The following is an 18,408-nucleotide window of genomic DNA, read 5'->3' as shown; positions in this document are numbered from 1 at the left end:
ACAAAATAAAAAAAGGGATTCGACATGATCGAATCCCTTTCAAGAATTAAAATCTCAACAGACCTAGCGAAGCAAGTTTAAAAACTCGATTTGTCTTGCGCGTAAGTTGGTTTGTAATGAACTGATGCGGGCATCATATGGGGCACGCTCTGCCGGTAAGTTTGCAAGTCCGCGGTTCAATTCGTTCGCACGGGCGTTCAAAGAATTCAACTGTGCATTCAACGAATCCACTTGCGCGCGCAGTTGCGGCTCTTGTGCGATCGCAGTTTCAAGCTGACGCTGTAAAGAACTTTTCTGTGCCTGAGCATTGGCTAAGTTTCTTTGATCCGTTTCTAATTGAGCACGAGTGCTTTGTACTGATTCAGCCTTGCGATCCCAACCAGTTGAAGATTTAAAGCGAGTCAGCTCTTGGTTGATACGGCTGATGTCAGCTTGTGCCTGTGAAATCGCCTGCTGAGTTGAAGGTCTTTCGTTTGTCAGGCTAGATTGTTCACGCTCTAAAGCTGGCAATTCAGTGTAGCGAATTTGTGAAATGCGCGATTCATCACTGCGCAGAGAGTTCGCGATACGGTCTAATTCACGACGTGCTTGATCTTCGCGATTTACTAAGACGCTGTATTCACTGTTCACTTCGTTGTCGATCTGTCTTTCGATCTGGTTGATGCGCGAGCTGACCATATTGCGTTGATTGCTTGCTGATCTGACTGCATCTTTTGCACGTTCTAAGTTTTGGTTAGCTGATAATAACGAGCGCTCTAAGTGACTGCAGTCGCGTGGAGCTGGAGGAGTCGGAGGCACTGGTCCACCCGGGCCGCCTGGAGGACGAGGACCACCCGGGCCACCGTGGCCAGGACCGCCACCACCCGGAGGACGAGGTCCGCCCGGTCCACCACCTGGAGGGCGAGGACCACCGGGACCACCGAAGCCCGGGCCGTCAGGGCGAACTTGCGCCACAGTCATATCACCCTCAGCCATCATCGGTTGAACGCGGCATTGACGTAATTGTGAGTCGATCTGGTCGCGTTCACGACGGGCTTGTTGCTCTTGCATTTCAGCTGAACGCAAGTTGTTGTCAGCAGAACGTAGATCAGATTGCAGACGTGAGTACTCGAAGTGTCCGCGCAGACGGCGGTCTCTTTCGTAAGAGACATTGTAGCTTGAACGCTCGCGTGAAGCGCGATCATAAGCGGACTGAGCGTAGCTCATGTCGTTGCGCTTTTGTGAAAGACTTCTTTCCAAAGTGTTGGCTTCATAGCTTAAAGACGAAATCCTTTGGGAACCTGTACGCAGGCGGTCTTCAATGTAAGCTAAGCGGCTTTGGGCTTGACTTAAATTAGACTGGGCACCTGACAGACCTGAATTCAATCTGTTGAACTCAGGCTCGTGCGGAGCCAATGCGGCACGTGCTGTGTCGTGTGCCTTTTGTGAATTTTGAATTTTAGTATTCAATCCCGGAATCTGAGCATCAATGCGGCTGATTTCGCCGCGGCCTTCAGCTTGGATTCTTTGAGCCTGTGCCAAAGAACTTTGAGCCTGAGGTAACGATGTGTTCTGAATGTAAGACGCTGTCGAGCGGTTTTGATTTAATTCGTCAGTTAAAGGTTGGTACTTTTTGATGGCGTTAGCTAATTCCGCCTGAGTCATCACGATCTGGTTGGCATCAGCGTAAGCGCCGGCGTGGATTCCACGCAATTGAGTGGCTTTGTTGAAATCAATCGTCAACGGATTAACAAAGTCAGGAACTGCCGCTAAGAAGTTGGCTTCCATTTCTGGATTAACTAAACCAGCACCGTTATTACAGCGGTTTTGCATTTCTGTTAACATCGCACCGAATCCACGAGTTGAAATTTCAACCGCTTCATCTTTAGATCCGCCCACGCCACGCACTTGTAGTTTAGGACTTTCTGTTCTCATCTGATTGATGAAAGAAGAAAGATTTTTGCCAATACCCCAGTAGTGGGTTTTGCGACCGTTAATGTCAGCAAAAGTTAATTGGTTGGGAACACCTGCGATAGTCACAGTCATACCTGTTACGCCGCGCTTGTTTTCCGGCGTTTGCATCATCACTTCTACGTTAGGACTGTTTTTGGTTTTCATAATCAGGAAGTAATAGTGATCTTTGTTGGCCTGCATGTAGCAAACCACAGAGTTATTCACTGTGCTTTCCCACAAAGACCAATCGCGGCTTTCTTTTACTTTTTTATTATTAGCTTCGGCAACGAAGCCCCCCAATAGGGCCGCAACGACTGCAACCGAATGAAGTGAACGAACAAGTTTCATGTTTCCCCCGTGTGTTTCCCCTGTACCGATTCAGAAAGTCTGAATTTTTTAGAGTCGACAGAGCATTAAGCAAGGTTCAAGCCAAATCAGTTTAGTGGCATATTGACTCTGAAAAAGAGCCAGCAAGTAGGAAGATCGGAAAGGAGTCTAAAAAATAAGCTGTTTCGGGTCATTCAAACGAGGAAAACATAAAACTAGGTGAATAGCTCAGGGACGAAAAGATGCTGAAAAGAGGAGGTTGTGTAAATGGATCAGTAGAAGGGTAAAAAAAGCAAAAAAAAAGATTCGATAGCAACTCTGAAAGTAAACCTCTGTTTCGCAAGGTGGGTGACCATGATAACAACTTTAGGCTTCTCACTACGAGGTGAGCTTGCACACCATTGTCAGGGACAGCCCCCAAAAATATGCTTGTAAGGTTTATTTTCGATGAGTCTTACGCCCTCGAACCTCTACTTTTTTAGGTTAGCGAAAGTTTTCTAAAAAGTCCATGGAACAGGACTACAGACAGCAAAAAAAGCTGCCGAATAGTAGGCATGATAAATGCTTTAAACCTTTTATGGGAGCAGCTTTGATGTCTATTTCAGCGTTAGATTTTTATTTCCCATTTGTAGTGTTTCTTTATGGTCTAGCCATTAATTTCGTGCTTGAAATTCCTCAGCTTGTGGCGTTGGCCCAAAAGCGTATGCCATCTCAATATATGACATTTGAAAGACATCGTAAGATAGCGGTTCTTTCGCTATATGTCGGAGGCATTTGGTCCTTACAAAATCTTTGGCTCTCGTAGTCTTTTCCCTCTGAGTTTCATTTAAAGATTAACCGACTTCGCGGTTGACTTGTCCTCTGGGGCTGTTAAGTTTTTCCCATGTCTCAACAGTTCGGATTTCCCTCAGAAACTACAGAATCTTCGTCACAGCAGCGTGACTCTGTGGTTTACAATGTCGAACAATTAAATTCACATATACGTCAAACTCTAGAGGGACAGTTGGGGCAGGTTTGGCTACGTGCGGAAGTCTCAAACTTTAAACCTCACAGTTCTGGACATTTTTATTTTTCATTAAAAGATTCCCGTGCGCAGATCTCCGCCATCATGTTCCGTGGTCACAACGCTAAATTAAAATTTAAACCACACGATGGTTTAGAAGTGATTGTGCGTGGTCGTATCACAGTTTATGAACCACGCGGGACCTATCAGATTGTCTGTGAAACGATGGAGCCTGTAGGGGCCGGTGCCTTACAAAAACAATTCGAGCAATTAAAAGAAAAATTAAAATCCGAAGGATTGTTTGATTCTGCCCGCAAAAGACAGATCCCACCATACCCTCGTCATGTAGCGATTGTGACGTCTCCGACGGGTGCGGCGATTCAAGATATTTTAAATGTGATGCGCCGACGTGCTCGCAATGTTGAACTGACACTAGTTCCGGCCATTGTTCAAGGTGCGGCAGCCGCCTCTTCATTATGTGAGGCTTTTTCGCAAGCCGTGAAATTACCTGTGGACGTGATCATCATCGGTCGCGGTGGCGGGTCGATGGAAGATCTGTGGTGTTTCAATGATGAAAAACTTGCTCGCTTAGTCGCAGCCAGTCCGATCCCTGTGATTTCCGCTGTGGGGCATGAAATTGATTTTACTATTTGTGACTTTGTGGCGGACTTACGTGCGCCGACACCATCGGCGGCGGCAGAGCTTGTAGCAAAAAGCTCGCACGAGATTCTACAAAAACTTCAACATTTAGATCGTATGCTAAACACGAGCTTACAAAAATTTTTAAAATTAAAAATGCAAAGCTTAGTTTTGACCAGTCGTCGTCTTGTGGACCCTAAGAAAAAATTGCAAGACTATGCATTCCGTAACGATGAATTACTGACGCGTCTTGAACAGGCGACTCGAGTTTATTTTCTGCATTTGAAAAAAGATATTCAGCTTCTAGAAAAAAAACTAGTTTCACCACGTGATATTATTCAGAACCTACGCAGTCGCGTGGAAAAAATGCAAATTCTTATGAACCGCTCGATAGATCACCGCTTGAATCAAGCGAGTTACCGATTGAAGAGCAATATGGGTAAGCTGGATTCACTCAGTCCGCTGGCTGTTGTGGATCGTGGGTATTCCATCACGACAACTGGAACCAAAGTCGTGAAGTCAGTAAAAGATATTAAAAAGAATGATGAGATTGAAATTAAAGTGACGGATGGGGTAATAACTGCCGAAGTCACAGGTACTAAGAGTACGAAAGGGTAGTGCGCTATGGATTTTGAAAAAAAATTATCTCGCCTAGAAGAGATTGTACAAAAAATGGAGCGCGGTGAGCTAGCATTAGATGAGTCTTTAAAGCTGTTCGAAGAAGGCGTTAAACTTTCGCGCGATTGTCATGCTCAACTGACAAAAGCTGAGGCACAAGTTAAAAAGCTCATCAGTGTAGACGACAAAGGCCAAGCCGTAACTGAAGATTTTAATTCAGACGAAACTTAGATCGGCATTATATGAACTATTCGCTAGAGCAAGAGCAGCAGCAGTTTTGTGAACGTTTTGAGGGGTGGCTGAGTCATTACCTAGAAACGCAAAAGCAGTCCCCGTTAGTTGCTAGCAAACTTTTGGAAAGCCAAAGTTACAGCCTGCTTTCTGGTGGGAAACGCTTCCGTCCATTTTTATCCTTTTTATGCTTTCGATTGTTTTCGGAATCAGTACAAAAAATACGTTCTTTGTGCCTTGCACTCGAAATGGTTCATACCTATTCCTTAATTCACGATGATTTACCTTGTATGGATAATGATGATTTCAGACGAGGTAAGCCCACTAACCACAAAGTCTTTTCAGAGGATATTGCGCTACTGGCTGGTGATGGTCTTTTAACGGATGTCTTTTATCTTCTGTCTTCAGATGAGCTTTTATCTCCTCCAACACGCGTGGCGATGATACGCAGCCTATCAGAGCGAATCGGTTCTGCGGGAATGGTTTCAGGACAAGTATTGGATATGCAGGCGACAGAAAAAGTAACTTACGCCGACCTACAAAAAATTCATCGTCTGAAAACAGCGCATCTTATCCAAGCTTCGGCCGTTGGCGGTGCTTTAGCTGCTGATGCGAAACAAGAAGATGTGGTAGCGATCTATGAATTTGCATTTCATTTAGGGATGGCTTTCCAAATTAAAGATGATCTGTTGGATGCCACAGATAAAGAACAAGATTTCAAAAGCTATTTGAGTGTTTTAGGCAAAGAAAAAACAGTGACGGCTTTGTTAGATCATTCTCAGCAGGCGCAACAGTGGATTCAAAAAGTTTCTGTAGGTGACAAAACGGCATTGCAGGCTCTGATTGAATTTAACTTTAATAGAAAGAATTAATTTTGCGCTTAGATGTGTTTTTGGTTCAGAACCAGCTAGCTTCGTCGCGCACACAGGCGCAGGCTTTGATTTCCGAGCACGCGGTTTATTATGTCAATTCACAGGGACAAAATGTCATTTTAAATAAATCTTCTTTTGAGGTTTCTGACGACATTGCCTCTTTAATTCAAGTTCATCCGAATGATTTGCAAAAATATGTTTCACGCGCTGGTCTGAAACTAGAGTCGGCACTGGAACATTTAAAACTCAATGTTGCAGGCCTAGTGGCTTTGGATGTGGGACAATCCACAGGTGGTTTCACGAATTGCCTTCTACAGCATAAAGTCAAACGCGTGGTCGGATTGGACGTCGGTCATGATCAATTGCATCCTACGTTAAAAAATGACCCTCGAGTTGTGGCGATAGAGGGATTAAATGCGAAGGATATCGAGCAGCATGCGGAATTTAAAAAGCAAGCTCCAGCAGAGGGATTTGATCTTATGGTTATGGATGTTTCTTTTATCTCTCTGACAAAGGTAGTGCCCTATCTGAAAAACTATCTAAAACCCCATGGGCAATATTTGTTTTTGGTAAAACCACAGTTCGAGTGCGGTGCAGAACATCTGGATAAAAATGGTGTGGTTAAAAACAAATTTGTTTATACTCAGCTTGAAGAAAATATCAGACATGTTCTGACTCAAACTTTCGGACACGTGCAAGATTACTTTGCCTCGGGGTTGTCTGGAAAAGACGGAAATCAGGAGTTTTTTATCTATGGAAAGAATCTCAACGGCTAAAGCCAAAAACCAAGCTACGAACAAAAACACAAAATTTCCACTACTTGTTTCCTTAGTGACAGTTCTTTTTGTTGTGGGGTGTGCGACTTCACGTACGACGAAGCCCACTCCTAAAAAAGATGGTACAACTAAGACTCCAGTCGAAGTGACACAGCCGACGACTCCAACGGATGAATCAGGGGACGAAACTTCAGAAGTAGAACCTGAAACGCCAGTGACACCGCCAATAGTGGCTGAACAACCAGCTCCGATCCGCACAGTCCCGCGCATTGGTATTATTTTTTCTGGCGGCGGAGCAAAAGCGTGGGCCCATATTGGCGTTTTAAAAGAAATTGAAAAAGCGAAATGGCCTGTTCATGCTGTGGCCGGATTTGAATGGGGATCAGCCGTAGCTGCTATTTATGGGATGAATTTTTCATCTAATGAGGTGGAATGGGAGCTTTCTAAAGTACGCGATTTAGCGAATTTAGATGAATCCAGTAAAGCCATGTTTGATAACAAAAGTGTGGCCGAGCTGAAGGTTCCATTTGTATGCCCCTCTTTAAATGTAGCCCAGCAGTCTGTTTTTATGTTGAATCGCGGTCAATTGAACAAATTAATGCCATTTTGTTTAGCTCAGCCGCCACTGAGCAAACCTTATTCGCAAAGTGTTGCCGAAATGGATCACATTGAAGCTCTGGCTCAGCACTTACGTTCTACAGGTGCAAATAAAGTCATTCTAATCAATGTGTTAGCGCAGAAAACGAAACGTTCCTTTACCGCGGATTACCTATCTGCCGAGAATATACTGTGGGTGAAGTCCGCAGCGGCCATGTCAAAAGCCATTGCAGGAGTGGACGATATTATCCAGATTAATTTAGATAGCTATGGAATCAATGACCTTGGTAAGAAACGTGAAATTATAGCCAAAGGCAGTGAGCTCAGTTATAATGAGATCCGAAAGTTAACTTCGCAATACGGCCTTTAAGCCGTAGAGCCCATCAAGCTCCAGATGGCCTATACTAGGGCCATAGAGCAAAAAGGTTCACATGAGAAAACCAACAGAAACTCCAGAGATTTTTAAACGTAGACGTCAACGTGTGACCGAGGCCCTTAAAGGCGCGGCCTTATTAGTTGCAGCTCATCCCGAGCAAACACGCAATGACGATGTTCACCATCCCTATCGTCAAGACTCGAATATGTATTACTTAACTGGTTTTGAAGAACCAGAAAGTTACTTGCTTATTCGTCCGGGTCATTTTCCTGAAACAGTTATGTTTGTGCGTGAAAAAAATGTTGAGCGCGAAACATGGGATGGATTTCGCTTTGGTCCAGAAGGAACTAAAAAAGAATTTCAGATTGATGAAGTCTACACGATCGATCAATTAGAAAGCAAAACTGTAGAACTTTTAAAAGGTTTTGAAGAGATCTATTATCGTCTTTATAAAAATGAAGAAGCAGATAAGCACTTCCAAAGTATTCTTTTGAAGTTAAAGCGCACTTTTGGTCGTACGGGTTATGGCTTATTAACAGTAAAAGATGCGGATACATTTTTAGGTGAGTTCCGCCTTAAAAAAGACGAAGCCGATTTAGCGAATCAAAAAATCGCATGTCAAATTTCAGCGGATGCCCATGTAGCCGCGATGAAATTTACTCGTCCGGGTGTTAATGAACGTGAAGTGCAAGCGGTGCTTTCATACGAGTTCCATAAACGTGGTTCAGCCCGACCGGGATACTCGTATATTATTGCCTCTGGAGCCAGTGCTACAACTTTACACTACAACTTCAACGATCAAGTTTGCAAAGATGGCGATTTATTATTGATTGATGCTGGAGCCGAGTACAACTATTACTCGGGTGATATCACACGTACGTTTCCTGTTAACGGGCGCTTTACAGAGGCACAGCGCAAGGTCTATCAAGGTGTTCTAGATATTCAAAAAGAAATTATCGCTAGTATTAAGCCGGGAATTTATTTTAAAGATCTTCACAAAATGGGTGAAGAGCGTTTAACAGACTTGATGTTTGAACTGGGTCTTTTAAGCGGCAAAAAAGAAGATGCTATGAAAGCCAACGAACATCGCAAGTACTATCCACATGGTATCGGTCACTGGTTAGGTATGGATGTGCACGATGCCGGCCTGTACTTTATCAAAGGTGAAGCGCGCCCATTAGAGCCAGGTATGTGCTTTACAATTGAGCCAGGTCTTTATATTCCTGCTGATGATAAGTCTGCACCAGCAGAATTACGTGGCATCGGTGTTCGTATTGAAGATAATGTTGTCGTGACAGCAAATGGCTGTGATAACCTAACAACATCAGTTCCTAAAGAAATCGACGAGATTGAAAAGTTAATGGCGGCTCGCTAATCTGCGAGCTTTCCCTATTGAGTGTTAGAGTAGATCTTTTGCGAAGGTCTACTCTAAATTGATACTTTCTTCTTTTAACAAATTATCATTTTTAATATCTAAGAAGCGCATTTGAGCCACTAAAGGTGCGGCTGGATCGGTTTCATCTGTGAAAAACTGAATGCGCACATAGAACTTAGAATCTTGGTTTAAAGGAAGAGTCATTTTTTTGATTTCTTCTACATCCCCAGCAAATCTTTGAGTCAGATTTATAATTTCAACACGAGCTGGGCGATTGTACGCCAAAAGATGTTTCCTTAAAGCTTGAGCTTTAGGATTTGCTAATTCTTCTGGCTGAGCAACCTCTTGTGGTTCTGTTTTCGTATCAGGAAGATTTCTGACAATTAAAGCAACACCCGCAACGATACAGGCTAAGATGGCTAATTTAACAAGAATTTGAATTAGGGATTTCATATAAAACGATGCCTCCACCAGTTGTTTTCAGTAGCTTTAGTCATAAGTTCATTTTCAGATTTAAAAAGTTTGTCATCACGGGAAGCTGCACTGACTGCCAATTTTAAATGGCTAGCACTGGCAAGTAGTTCTAGATCCCCAATAGAGTTTCCGCAAGCAAAGAAAGGAACTTGTCCGTTGGTATGTTTCAACAGCGCTTCAACTTTTCCTTCGCGGTAGGTAATCGGATAAAGCTTTTCTTGAGTGACGAGTCCATCGACAACGGCGGTTTCTACGCCGATGACATTGTCAAAAGTTAATCCCAGTGCGCGCGCGCCAGGTTCCACGGCCCATTTAATCGAGGCTGTGACGATATAGATTTGAACCTGATGTTTCAGCAATAAATCGATCAACTTCTTTTGTTCACTGAAAATAGGTTTTGGTTGAATAGTGTTAAAAGCTAATTGCGACCACTGTTGCACTTGCTGTAGCGACACTCTGTGATTGATCTGTGCCAACCATGCGTAAGCATCTCTGGGGTCACCATTTACTTTTTTCATATCCAAATAGTGTTGCCAAGGATCAGATGGCAAAGGCACTAGTTTATTGTCGATTTGATATTGAAAAAAATTTTCACCTAAATCTGTGTCCCACAGAGTTCCATCTGCATCAAAGGCGGCAATAAGCGGAGTTCCTTGCTGCTTCAATACGCCGAGAGTTTTTTCAATTTCTGACCAATATTCCGATGGAAAACTCTTGTAGTTCATAGATATAGACTCTATCAGTTTTACTAAAACTGCTACTGGATAATAGTCGAGAACTCCTGAATACAGAGAAACTCAATTCAGGGCTTGGCTCGGCCCGTGTTTTCGTGTCTCATAAAGGGATGCAACAAGTGACTTATCGAATTGCGCAGCTTGCGGATGTTGAAAATGTATTCAATTACGAATATAAAAAACAGTTTTCTGATGACTCTGATGAAATTGAAAATCAAATCAAAGTTTGGGATTCGTTTTTCAGAAAAGAAGCTCTAGAGCATTACTTCAAAATGGGTTGGAGCTTCCTAGCATTTGATGCCAATCAAAATCTGGTCGGTTTTTTTATGGGACAACCACTTTTGTTTTTAGATAAGCAAACACAGTCACTATGGGTAGAATACGTCAGTGCGAATAATGACCAAATCTATACGGAATTAGTCGATATCGCCTATAGGCTGTCACGTGAAAAGCATTTTCAAAAAGTACTTTTTTCAAAAGATGTACAAACCCAATTTTTAACCCAATCGTTTCCATTTAAAGAGTGGGAACGCGATGTAATTTACCTTAAGACGACTAAATAGAAATCAGCGGCAGAGTTTAAGATGAAAGAGTTCTCCTACAAAACACGACAAGAAAATCTTCAACGCCTAAAAAGTGAAAAATTTGATATCTTAATCATAGGCGGGGGTATTACTGGGGCCGGTGTCGCACGTGATGCCGCTTTACGTGGATTAAAAGTCGCTTTAGTCGAAGCCAGTGACTTTGCCAGTGGGACGTCCTCTCGATCCAGCAAGCTAATCCACGGGGGAATCCGTTATCTTGAAAATTTTGACTTCCATTTAGTCTTTGAAGCTCTTTCCGAAAGAGCGAAGTTATTCAAAATTGCGCCGCATTTAGTACATCCACTTCGTTTTATGATTCCTATTTTTGAAAATAGTCGTGTCGGACTTTTTAAAATGGGTTTGGGGATGTGGCTGTACGATATCTTGGCTCTTTTTCGTACACCACAAATGCATGAAAAGTTGAAGCGACAAGAAACGCTATCCCGTATGCCTATCGTGCGTGGCTCTGACCTTATAGGCTCTTGTGTGTATTCGGATGCCTATATGGATGATGATCGTTTGGTGCATGAAACCTTGCGCTCGGCGCACGAAGCGGGTGCTGTGATTGCTAACTACACACGCGTAACAGCGTCCGAGATCTTTGAACAAAAAGTCAGATCGCTGCAAGTCAGCGATGTTTTGAACGCAGAAAGTTTTGGTATTGATTGTGATCACGTGGTGTGTACCGTGGGACCATGGACAGACTTAGTTGGGCCTCAAATTGTGGATAACTGGAAAAGTATTCTACGCCCCACAAAAGGGATTCATCTGACACTACCTAAGACACGTCTGAATTTATCCAGTGCTGTGGTGATGGGTGCGCAAGAAAGTACACGTATTGTTTTTGCGATTCCACGTCACGAGATGATCATTATTGGCACAACAGATACCGACTTCAGAGGTAACCCTGCAGATGTGAAAGCAGATGCTGACGATGTTCGCTATCTTTTAAAAATCACGAACGAGTATTTTCCTGAGGCTAAAATCACAGAGGCCGACATTATCAGCAGCTATGTAGGAGTCCGCCCTCTGGTACAAGATGGTTCCGGTAGCGAAGGCAAGACAAGTCGTGAACACACGATCCTCGATGATGAACGTGGGTTTACTTTTGTTGCGGGTGGAAAATACACGACGTATAGATTGATGGCTGAGCAGATTGTAGATCGAGTCATTCGGTTTTTTCCGCGTGATCGTCGTCAATCATGGACTTCATGTCGTACTGTCAGTGCACTTAATCGTTACACAACTGAATCTGCTTTCAGCGAAGCTAAAATAAAAGCCCAAACACAGAATGAAAAATTCTTAGCTGAGCGTTATGGACAGGAGGCTTTCTCTATTATCCAGAAGTTCGGAGCAGAAAAAAGTTACTGGCAACTAGAGGCCTATCAGGCGATTCACAATACGATGTGTTTAAACTTGGTGGACTTTTATACGCGCCGTGTGCCGCTGATGCTGTCCCATGCGGATCATGGTTTAGCTTTCTTAGATGAGGTTTCGCAGATATTCCAATCTGAGCTCAACCTCAGTGAGTCGCAGTTAAAAGAACAGCAGCAAGCTCTGCATCGTTATATCGAGTCAGAACTTGCATGGCGCCAGAAATTTATTGAAAGCAAATAGAACTATTTAAACTATTTTTGATCTGCTTGAATAATTTCAGTCAGGCGTTGGAGATAATCTGAAAACGGCGTGTCTTCTGAAATATCCTTTGTTGTGTAATTTAAAACTATATCCGCAGGCACAGGGTTGTTTTCCATCACGTCTTTTGCCTCAAAAGCTTTGGTAGAAATAATATCGAAGTCATCACGTCTAAAATTCGAGTCATCGTCCACAGTGAAAGATTGGAAAGCATAGTTTGGCAAATCAATTTCCACGAGATTTAATGGATCACGGAATCTAGAGCCAACAAGATCCCATCGGATAAAGCCAAATCCAGTTCCATTAGTAGCAGAGCCGATAATTTTAGCTCGGCCAGATTTTTTAAAGCGATTGATAAGGCCTTCACATGCACTTACACACGAAGCACTACTCAGTGCATACACCGGTTGCGAGAAGATCCCTTTATACGCATTATCAGATTTAGGGCGCTTGATAAGCCAATCGGTGATTTTAGATTTTTCTGCGGTGGCTTTATTAAGTAGCTGCATTTGGACAATACTTTCTAGATAAGCATCCTTTGAATCCACATCTGTAATTAAGTTTGTCGCGAGTCCGGTTCCACCTGCGTTTGCCAGATAGGCCCCAGCAAAAAAGACTGTGGGTTTGGCATCAGCAGCTTCAAACATACGATAGACATTGATGGATAAACTGGAAAGACCTCCGCCATTAGAGCGCAGATCAAATATCAAAGGTGCAGCAAAAGCTTCGCAAGATTGTAAATGGCTTCGGAGTACATCCATTAAGTTAGCATGGACGACAGCGGTTCCATTTTTCTGAGTAATGCGGTGGGGAACATCACCTACTTTTGATAGACTGAATGAGCGAAGCTGGATGTAGCAATAGTTCTTATGATCTAAACTAGCAATCCCAGTTGTCAGCACTTCATCATCTTCACTGTTTAAATAGACTTGCTTGTTAGACAATTTAGAAAAAAGATTTGCACTAAGATCCACACCTTTGGCTTTGATGAGTTTACCTGTGTCATCAGCCAGTTTTAAAGTGCTCAGAATATCAGTGTTGTTAAAATAATGACGGGACTCCAAAGAGCCACTCGAGGCAGAGCTTAGAACTTGTACCCATGGCAAAGTCAATTCGTGTACACTCCCAGTAGAATCTTTAACTGTTAAAAAAAGCTCTTTTTTCGTTGGATAAGAAAAATTACGAGTAAATAAAGAAACAACAGCTCTTCTGATAAAAGCATCATGTGATGAAGCGGAAATAAAAGGTTTCAGTGCATTTAAAGCTTCTAGTGGGGATTGGCCATCAATGCTGACAATTTCATATCCGGCCTTAATTTTATTGCCAAGATCACCTTCTGATAATTTTTTTACTTCTTCAATTTTTTTGATCAGTTCTGGTCGCGTGCGCAAGATGTAAAGCTTGCCGTCGATCAACTGTGAAGAATGAATAGCTGTGGTAACAGAATTCATTTCAATAGCTCGCCCAATGCTGATATGGGAATCTTGAAATAGCGCCATACATTTAAGAACTAAATCGTAGTACTCAATCGAGCTGATTCTAGATGGAGCTCTATTCACATTAGCAATACATTGATTAAAGATTTCATCCCCAGATTTATTAATAAGAGACTTTTTAATATCGTAGCCGACGTATGAATTCTTCAAACTACTACGCATAGATCTAAAAGCTTCAACGACCCGAGCACGAGGTAATTTTTGATTTTCTAAAAAGGTTTGAAGCTCTTCTGGTGATGCGGTTAGGGTTGCGGCTTCACTGGCAGGATCTTCAGGATTGAACATCTTCACATTCGTCGCCAAATAGCCGTCTGGTAAAGACGAGTTAGATGGGCTGCAAGAGTATAAAAGTGGCAACGACAATAGAATAGACGTGATTTTTTTCATCATGCTTTTGTGTTAGCAAGATTGAAACCTTATTTAGATTGAAGTGGAGCCTTTAAGGCTGTTGATCTTTTTGACAGTGGCTCTATTTGGCTCACTCTAACCTATTGAGTTAGATTACATAAAAACTGTGTTCGGATATTCGGAAATAGAGCCGGATACTAAAGTGGACAGCGAATCTTTTTAAAGTCACCTTTTGCCTCTTGAACGGAAAGCATGAAGCGGTAAAGATCAGGATCATTTTGTGGGTACCAGCTCACATTGATGCCATAGCGGGCCGGAGCATCCGCAGGAACTAAAAAGTAAGTCATGCCTTGAGCGAAGTACTCACGGCTATTTGTTGCGGCATAGGGATCAGGAAAGCTGTTGCGAGCTTTGGCTGCACCATAGAGTTTTTCAATACAACTGGATAAAGATTTGTAACGGCTATCTAAATAGGCGTGAAACTGATGGGCGATTTCGTGACCCAATAAATTGTAATCTCCTTGAACTGTTTCAAAGGTCTCGTCGTGATCGGCCACCACATAACGGCCACCGGCTCCACGTACATCATCCCACAGTCGATTATCCAGTTTGTAAGTGGGCATGTCCGGAGGCCCAATACGGCGGTCGCGAATAGAAGAAAAACTAGGTGCCATACTCAGCAGCTCAAAAGGCATTTTGATATATACTTTGTAGTTCTGCGAGTTCAACTCTTTCATAAACGGAGCCCAAATGCGAGCGCCATATTTAATTCGTCGCTGTGACGCCTCTGGAAAGGCATTCCAATTCACAATATAGCTTTGGATTTCGTTAGGAAAAGAAATTTCAGATAGAGTCTCTTCCATTTTTTTGATGTTTGAAGAAAATTCTGGATAAGAGGCATAGCGCTGTTTCCGCTCTAACAGTAACAAACCCCAGTGCGAGCGATTGTTATAAGGGCAAAGTTGATGGGCGCGCCAATAGTATTCACGGGCTTCACTTGGCCTATTGGCAATAACGAGTAAGCCAGCATAGGCACTCAGAAGATCTGATTTTTCACTGTTTTGAACATCGCGCTCTTCCAGTCGTCGAATCATTTCTGTTAATGAAAACTTGGACTGCTTCCAATTGTCTAAATCTTTTTGTACAGACTGTCTTTCACTATTAGACATCATGGTGTCATTACAGATGTTATTTTCAATTTGTGTGTAAGTATAAAGGTTCTGCTCTAATGGAAAGTAAGATCTTGGATTCGCGTAGGGAATAAAGGCTGCGTAAAGATTGCGGGCTAAGGAAAAGTCAGCATTTTCAGCTAAGCGATATAAAGTTTGGAAACCAGCAGGCCACCAATCCAGAGGATTATGCAAAAAAGCAGCGTCTTGTTGTAAAAGTTGAAATGCATTTTGAAAACGATACTCATTAAGGTTGAGCTGCACACGATGTGTTCGTAACAGGCGGCTATAAAACCCCTGTGATTTTGCGATTTGCTGGTCGATGAAGTTAAAAACCCGCATCTTTTCAGCTTCTGAATCCGCAGTCTTCCCTAAAAAATCGATCAACGACTGTGCTAAACTGCGCTCGTCTGCATTCCAAAAGGGATGCGCCGATAGAATCCGCGCCGTATGGGACTGGTAAATCGAATACTGTGCAAAAAGACCATATTCTAAAACAAGTGCACTGGCATTATCACCACGGAATAGCGGAGATCTTAATCCCGCTTCAAATACCTGTTGTACCACAGACATGGTTTGCGACGAGCGAGCACAGCGCGCCCCTTGCATAATCGTCGTTAGTGGCAGTTGTTGTGGGTGAGTTCTTAAACAGGCGGCCACATATTGATAACAACTATCAAAGGCCCCTTGCACAGTAAGCGAAAGCACATAGTCGTAGCTCGATTCATCTTGGCATCTTTGGGGTGCGACGGACTCTAAACGCCGTAACTGCGACGACAGAGCCGAGGCTAAGTTTGTATTCAGAACAAAAGGAGGTGTTGTCGAGGTTGCTGTGAGATCATTGTTCTTAGAAAGTAAAAACTGAGCTGTCGCCACATGCTGATCCAATGGATGCTGAGTCGTATCTACATAGACACTTTGAGCCTTCACTGTGGTTGCAAATAACAAGACAGAAATAAGTTTAAACACCATATACTAGTGCTATCAGCACTGTAGGAAACGAGCAAAATGTCTGAGTCTACTGAGGAAAAGTCTTAACCTTGGTCGATAGGAATATCGTCTAGCGTAGTCGAGATTTAGATGAAAAAAATCAGAATGAATTTGACGATTTTTGAAGATTGAAGTCTGTCTTTATCCCGATCTTAGGTGTCGTTCGTGTGTGTTAAGCAATTTATTAATCATTGCTGCTCTGAACCAACACCCAACATCGGGCAAAGAAGTGGTCGATATAAGGGATAAAACTACGTCATTGACGGAGTCAGATTACGAACAGTTTTAGCATCGAAGTTCTCAGAAACGAAACCCCAGTTGATGTGATTCCAGAATGTCTCTAAGTATTTTGCGCGTAGGTTGCGGTAGTCCACGTAGTAAGCGTGTTCCCAAACGTCAGCCACCATCAATGGAGCTGGTCCGTTATTTGTGAATGGCACGGCTGCATTTGAAGTTGATACTAAAGATAATTTTCCTGCAGCATCAACACATAGCCAGATCCAGCCAGATCCGAACGTTTTAACACCACCATCGACAAATTTAGCTTTTAATTCATCAAGACTACCGAAGTCGCGTTTGATAGCATCAGCTAAAGCAGCAGAAGGTTGTCCACCTTTTCCAGCAGGAGCCATATTGAACCAATAAAAAGTATGATTCCAGATTTGAGCAGCATTATTGAAAATACCACCGCTAGAAGAGGTTACGATTTCTTCTAAAGATTTTCCTTTTAAAGCGGCATCTGTTTCGATGAACTTATTCAAATTGTCGATGTAAGCTTTGTGATGCTTATCGTAGTGAAAAGTCATTTGTTCTTCATTTAAGAACGGAGCAAGTGCAGTTTTTTCGTAAGGCAATTGAGGTAATTTAAACATAGTGAAATTCTCCTTGTTGTTATCAATTAGTTTTCACTAAGTATTTAACATCTTTTGCACGAAAGTAGGAAGTGCAAACGCAGCGCTATGAAGATCTTCGTTGTAATATCTCAGGCCTTTAGTCGTAGAAAAAGTTCCCGCCGCGTCCTTTTTGAAGTCTTTTACGGGGTGATATTGCCCTTTGATGGCCATTTGTAAACTCCACATCCCTGATGGATACGTTGTGGCATGAAACAACATCGTGTGAACTTGTGCCGGAGAGAAAACACCTTTAAGACATTTATTCAAAGCCACGAAAGTTTCTGAATGGAACATTGGTGATTCACCTTGTGTCACTAACACGCCATTATCTTTCAATGCTTTTTTACAGTTGTTATAAAACTCTTCTGTGAAAAGACCCTCTGCCGGACCAGCAGGATCAGAACCATCTACGATGATAACATCGTAAGTATTGGCTGTGGCTTCTGCGACAAATTTGATTCCATCACCAATGATCAGATCTACTTTTTTGTTGTCGAATGCGCTGGCAATTGTCGGTAAGTGTTGTTTACAAGCGCGCACAACAGCTTCATCAATTTCCACCATTGTGACTTTTTCTAAGCCATCGTATTTGCAAATTTCACGGATAGTTCCACCATCGCCACCGCCGATAACTAAAACGTTTTTCGCTGGACGGCCATTCGCAGATTCAAAAGACTGCATAGCAGGATGAGAGATCATTTCGTGATAGTGATACTCGTCACGCTCAGTGCACATGACCATATCATCAATCGTCAGCATTTTGCCGTAAGAAATAGTATCCAGTACACGCACGCGCTGGAATTCATTACGCTCGTCAAATAAGACATCGCCTGTGTAGCGTAACGAAAGAGCTTGGTTGTCGTCTTTATCTGTGAACCAAACGTTGCGATTGATTTTATAACCTTTTTTTGGATCATAGTTTTCAGCATCGTTAGGTTTTACTTGGATACCACCATCTTTTTTAATGATGTGAGTTGATCCGCGATTCATTTCAAGAGCCGAGTAGGAAGCTTCAAAAGCTTTTTTTAAATGTTCAAAAGAAACCCAAGGGTCCACGGTGTCGCCACAAGTGAACAGATCGACCGCAGCATAGCGGTATTCAGGCCACGTGTGAATAGCCAAGTGGCTTTCTTGAATCACCACCACACCAGAAACTCCGTACGGAGAAAAGTGATGAAACGTTGAATTGATCACCGTCGCACCTGCTACTTGCGCAGCTTCTACCATTGCATTTTCAATAGCAGTGACATCATTTAAAACGTCAGCGTTACAGTTTAAGAATTCAACAAGAATGTGACGACCTAGTGCTTTCATTTCACGACCTTTTCTCAATTGGTTA

The 18,408-nt window shown here is 42.8% G+C and carries 16 protein-coding genes and 1 other RNA gene; 9 read left to right on the top strand and 8 right to left on the bottom strand.

The annotated features are described in order from the left end of the window. Positions 1-63: 63 nt before the first annotated feature. Together A11Q_RS13920 and ssrS are read right to left on the bottom strand one after the other, a co-directional pair. Positions 64-2,280 (bottom strand): hypothetical protein, encoded by a 2,217-nt coding sequence (locus A11Q_RS13920; protein WP_015471013.1) that lies wholly within the window; start codon positions 2,278-2,280, stop codon positions 64-66. 278 nt (positions 2,281-2,558) lie between these two features. After that, a non-coding RNA gene (gene ssrS / locus A11Q_RS13725) (6S RNA) lies at positions 2,559-2,731 on the bottom strand. Positions 2,732-2,851: 120 nt separating this feature from the next. Here ssrS and A11Q_RS11605 point away from each other — a divergent pair. The 7 genes from A11Q_RS11605 to A11Q_RS11575 all read left to right on the top strand — a co-directional run bounded on the left by A11Q_RS11605 (position 2,852) and on the right by A11Q_RS11575 (position 8,746). Next, a complete protein-coding gene (locus A11Q_RS11605) occupies positions 2,852-3,064 on the top strand; it encodes a hypothetical protein (protein WP_015471012.1) in 213 nt (70 codons plus the stop codon). Between the two features lie 78 nt (positions 3,065-3,142). Further along, the gene (gene xseA, locus A11Q_RS11600; RefSeq protein ID WP_015471011.1) at positions 3,143-4,519 is read left to right on the top strand and encodes an exodeoxyribonuclease VII large subunit; all 1,377 of its coding nucleotides are present in this window, start codon (positions 3,143-3,145) and stop codon (positions 4,517-4,519) included. A 6-nt stretch (positions 4,520-4,525) separates the two neighbouring features. After that, a complete protein-coding gene (gene xseB, locus A11Q_RS11595) occupies positions 4,526-4,750 on the top strand; it encodes an exodeoxyribonuclease VII small subunit (RefSeq protein WP_015471010.1) in 225 nt (74 codons plus the stop codon). Between the two features lie 11 nt (positions 4,751-4,761). Further along, positions 4,762-5,622 (top strand): polyprenyl synthetase family protein, encoded by an 861-nt coding sequence (locus A11Q_RS11590; RefSeq protein WP_015471009.1) that lies wholly within the window; start codon positions 4,762-4,764, stop codon positions 5,620-5,622. Positions 5,623-5,642: 20 nt separating this feature from the next. Then, on the top strand, positions 5,643-6,398 hold the full coding sequence (locus tag A11Q_RS11585) for a TlyA family RNA methyltransferase (protein WP_158320377.1): 756 nt from the start codon (positions 5,643-5,645) through the stop codon (positions 6,396-6,398). Further along, positions 6,376-7,365, top strand: a complete 990-nt coding sequence (locus A11Q_RS11580; RefSeq protein WP_015471007.1) for a patatin-like phospholipase family protein — start codon at positions 6,376-6,378, stop codon at positions 7,363-7,365. Before A11Q_RS11585 ends, A11Q_RS11580 begins: the two co-directional genes overlap by 23 nt. A gap of 61 nt (positions 7,366-7,426) precedes the next feature. Next, a complete protein-coding gene (locus A11Q_RS11575) occupies positions 7,427-8,746 on the top strand; it encodes an aminopeptidase P family protein (protein WP_015471006.1) in 1,320 nt (439 codons plus the stop codon). 48 nt (positions 8,747-8,794) lie between these two features. Here the strand turns inward: A11Q_RS11575 and A11Q_RS11570 are convergent, their stop codons facing one another. Continuing rightward, positions 8,795-9,199: a hypothetical protein gene (locus tag A11Q_RS11570; RefSeq protein ID WP_015471005.1), complete on the bottom strand. Its 405-nt coding sequence runs from the start codon at positions 9,197-9,199 to the stop codon at positions 8,795-8,797. Continuing rightward, the gene (locus A11Q_RS11565) at positions 9,196-9,945 is read right to left on the bottom strand and encodes an HAD family hydrolase (RefSeq protein ID WP_015471004.1); all 750 of its coding nucleotides are present in this window, start codon (positions 9,943-9,945) and stop codon (positions 9,196-9,198) included. The genes A11Q_RS11570 and A11Q_RS11565 overlap by 4 nt, the downstream gene beginning before the upstream one ends. Before the next feature lie 119 nt (positions 9,946-10,064). Here A11Q_RS11565 and A11Q_RS11560 point away from each other — a divergent pair, with 119 nt between their 5' ends. Continuing rightward, on the top strand, positions 10,065-10,517 hold the full coding sequence (locus A11Q_RS11560) for a hypothetical protein (protein WP_015471003.1): 453 nt from the start codon (positions 10,065-10,067) through the stop codon (positions 10,515-10,517). A gap of 21 nt (positions 10,518-10,538) precedes the next feature. Next, positions 10,539-12,155 (top strand): glycerol-3-phosphate dehydrogenase/oxidase, encoded by a 1,617-nt coding sequence (locus A11Q_RS11555; RefSeq protein ID WP_015471002.1) that lies wholly within the window; start codon positions 10,539-10,541, stop codon positions 12,153-12,155. Between the two features lie 11 nt (positions 12,156-12,166). On the opposite strand, the gene A11Q_RS11550 is transcribed toward A11Q_RS11555, so the two are convergent. From A11Q_RS11550 to speE, 4 genes are all read right to left on the bottom strand, one after another. Next, entirely contained in the window at positions 12,167-14,059 is a 1,893-nt protein-coding gene (locus A11Q_RS11550; protein ID WP_015471001.1) for a S41 family peptidase, read from the bottom strand. Positions 14,060-14,214: 155 nt separating this feature from the next. Then, positions 14,215-16,158 carry an anthrax toxin lethal factor-related metalloendopeptidase gene (locus A11Q_RS11545; RefSeq protein ID WP_015471000.1) on the bottom strand — a complete coding sequence of 648 codons (1,944 nt, stop codon included), beginning with the start codon at positions 16,156-16,158 and terminating at the stop codon, positions 14,215-14,217. A gap of 269 nt (positions 16,159-16,427) precedes the next feature. Beyond that, positions 16,428-17,048, bottom strand: coding sequence for a superoxide dismutase (locus tag A11Q_RS11540; protein WP_015470999.1), 621 nt, complete (start codon positions 17,046-17,048; stop codon positions 16,428-16,430). Positions 17,049-17,084: 36 nt separating this feature from the next. Then, positions 17,085-18,383, bottom strand: a complete 1,299-nt coding sequence (speE, locus tag A11Q_RS11535) for a polyamine aminopropyltransferase (RefSeq protein ID WP_015470998.1) — start codon at positions 18,381-18,383, stop codon at positions 17,085-17,087. Between the last annotated feature and the right edge of the window lie 25 nt (positions 18,384-18,408).

Origin of the sequence: Pseudobdellovibrio exovorus JSS, assembly GCF_000348725.1 — a bacterium.
Taxonomy (GTDB): domain Bacteria; phylum Bdellovibrionota; class Bdellovibrionia; order Bdellovibrionales; family Bdellovibrionaceae; genus Pseudobdellovibrio; species Pseudobdellovibrio exovorus.
Note: the sequence above shows the minus strand (reverse complement) of the source record. Positions and strands in the feature narration are given on the sequence as shown.

What these genes read in the sequence shown, in the direction of transcription:
- A11Q_RS13920 (WP_015471013.1), bottom strand. Translation starts at nt 2,280, where the DNA reads ATGAAACTTGTTCGTTCACTTCATTCGGTTGCAGTCGTTGCGGCCCTA.
- A11Q_RS11605 (WP_015471012.1), top strand. Translation starts at nt 2,852, where the DNA reads ATGTCTATTTCAGCGTTAGATTTTTATTTCCCATTTGTAGTGTTTCTT.
- xseA (WP_015471011.1), top strand. Translation starts at nt 3,143, where the DNA reads ATGTCTCAACAGTTCGGATTTCCCTCAGAAACTACAGAATCTTCGTCA.
- xseB (WP_015471010.1), top strand. Translation starts at nt 4,526, where the DNA reads ATGGATTTTGAAAAAAAATTATCTCGCCTAGAAGAGATTGTACAAAAA.
- A11Q_RS11590 (WP_015471009.1), top strand. Translation starts at nt 4,762, where the DNA reads ATGAACTATTCGCTAGAGCAAGAGCAGCAGCAGTTTTGTGAACGTTTT.
- A11Q_RS11580 (WP_015471007.1), top strand. Translation starts at nt 6,376, where the DNA reads ATGGAAAGAATCTCAACGGCTAAAGCCAAAAACCAAGCTACGAACAAA.
- A11Q_RS11575 (WP_015471006.1), top strand. Translation starts at nt 7,427, where the DNA reads ATGAGAAAACCAACAGAAACTCCAGAGATTTTTAAACGTAGACGTCAA.
- A11Q_RS11570 (WP_015471005.1), bottom strand. Translation starts at nt 9,199, where the DNA reads ATGAAATCCCTAATTCAAATTCTTGTTAAATTAGCCATCTTAGCCTGT.
- A11Q_RS11565 (WP_015471004.1), bottom strand. Translation starts at nt 9,945, where the DNA reads ATGAACTACAAGAGTTTTCCATCGGAATATTGGTCAGAAATTGAAAAA.
- A11Q_RS11560 (WP_015471003.1), top strand. Translation starts at nt 10,065, where the DNA reads ATGCAACAAGTGACTTATCGAATTGCGCAGCTTGCGGATGTTGAAAAT.
- A11Q_RS11555 (WP_015471002.1), top strand. Translation starts at nt 10,539, where the DNA reads ATGAAAGAGTTCTCCTACAAAACACGACAAGAAAATCTTCAACGCCTA.
- A11Q_RS11550 (WP_015471001.1), bottom strand. Translation starts at nt 14,059, where the DNA reads ATGATGAAAAAAATCACGTCTATTCTATTGTCGTTGCCACTTTTATAC.
- A11Q_RS11545 (WP_015471000.1), bottom strand. Translation starts at nt 16,158, where the DNA reads ATGGTGTTTAAACTTATTTCTGTCTTGTTATTTGCAACCACAGTGAAG.
- A11Q_RS11540 (WP_015470999.1), bottom strand. Translation starts at nt 17,048, where the DNA reads ATGTTTAAATTACCTCAATTGCCTTACGAAAAAACTGCACTTGCTCCG.
- speE (WP_015470998.1), bottom strand. Translation starts at nt 18,383, where the DNA reads ATGAAAGCACTAGGTCGTCACATTCTTGTTGAATTCTTAAACTGTAAC.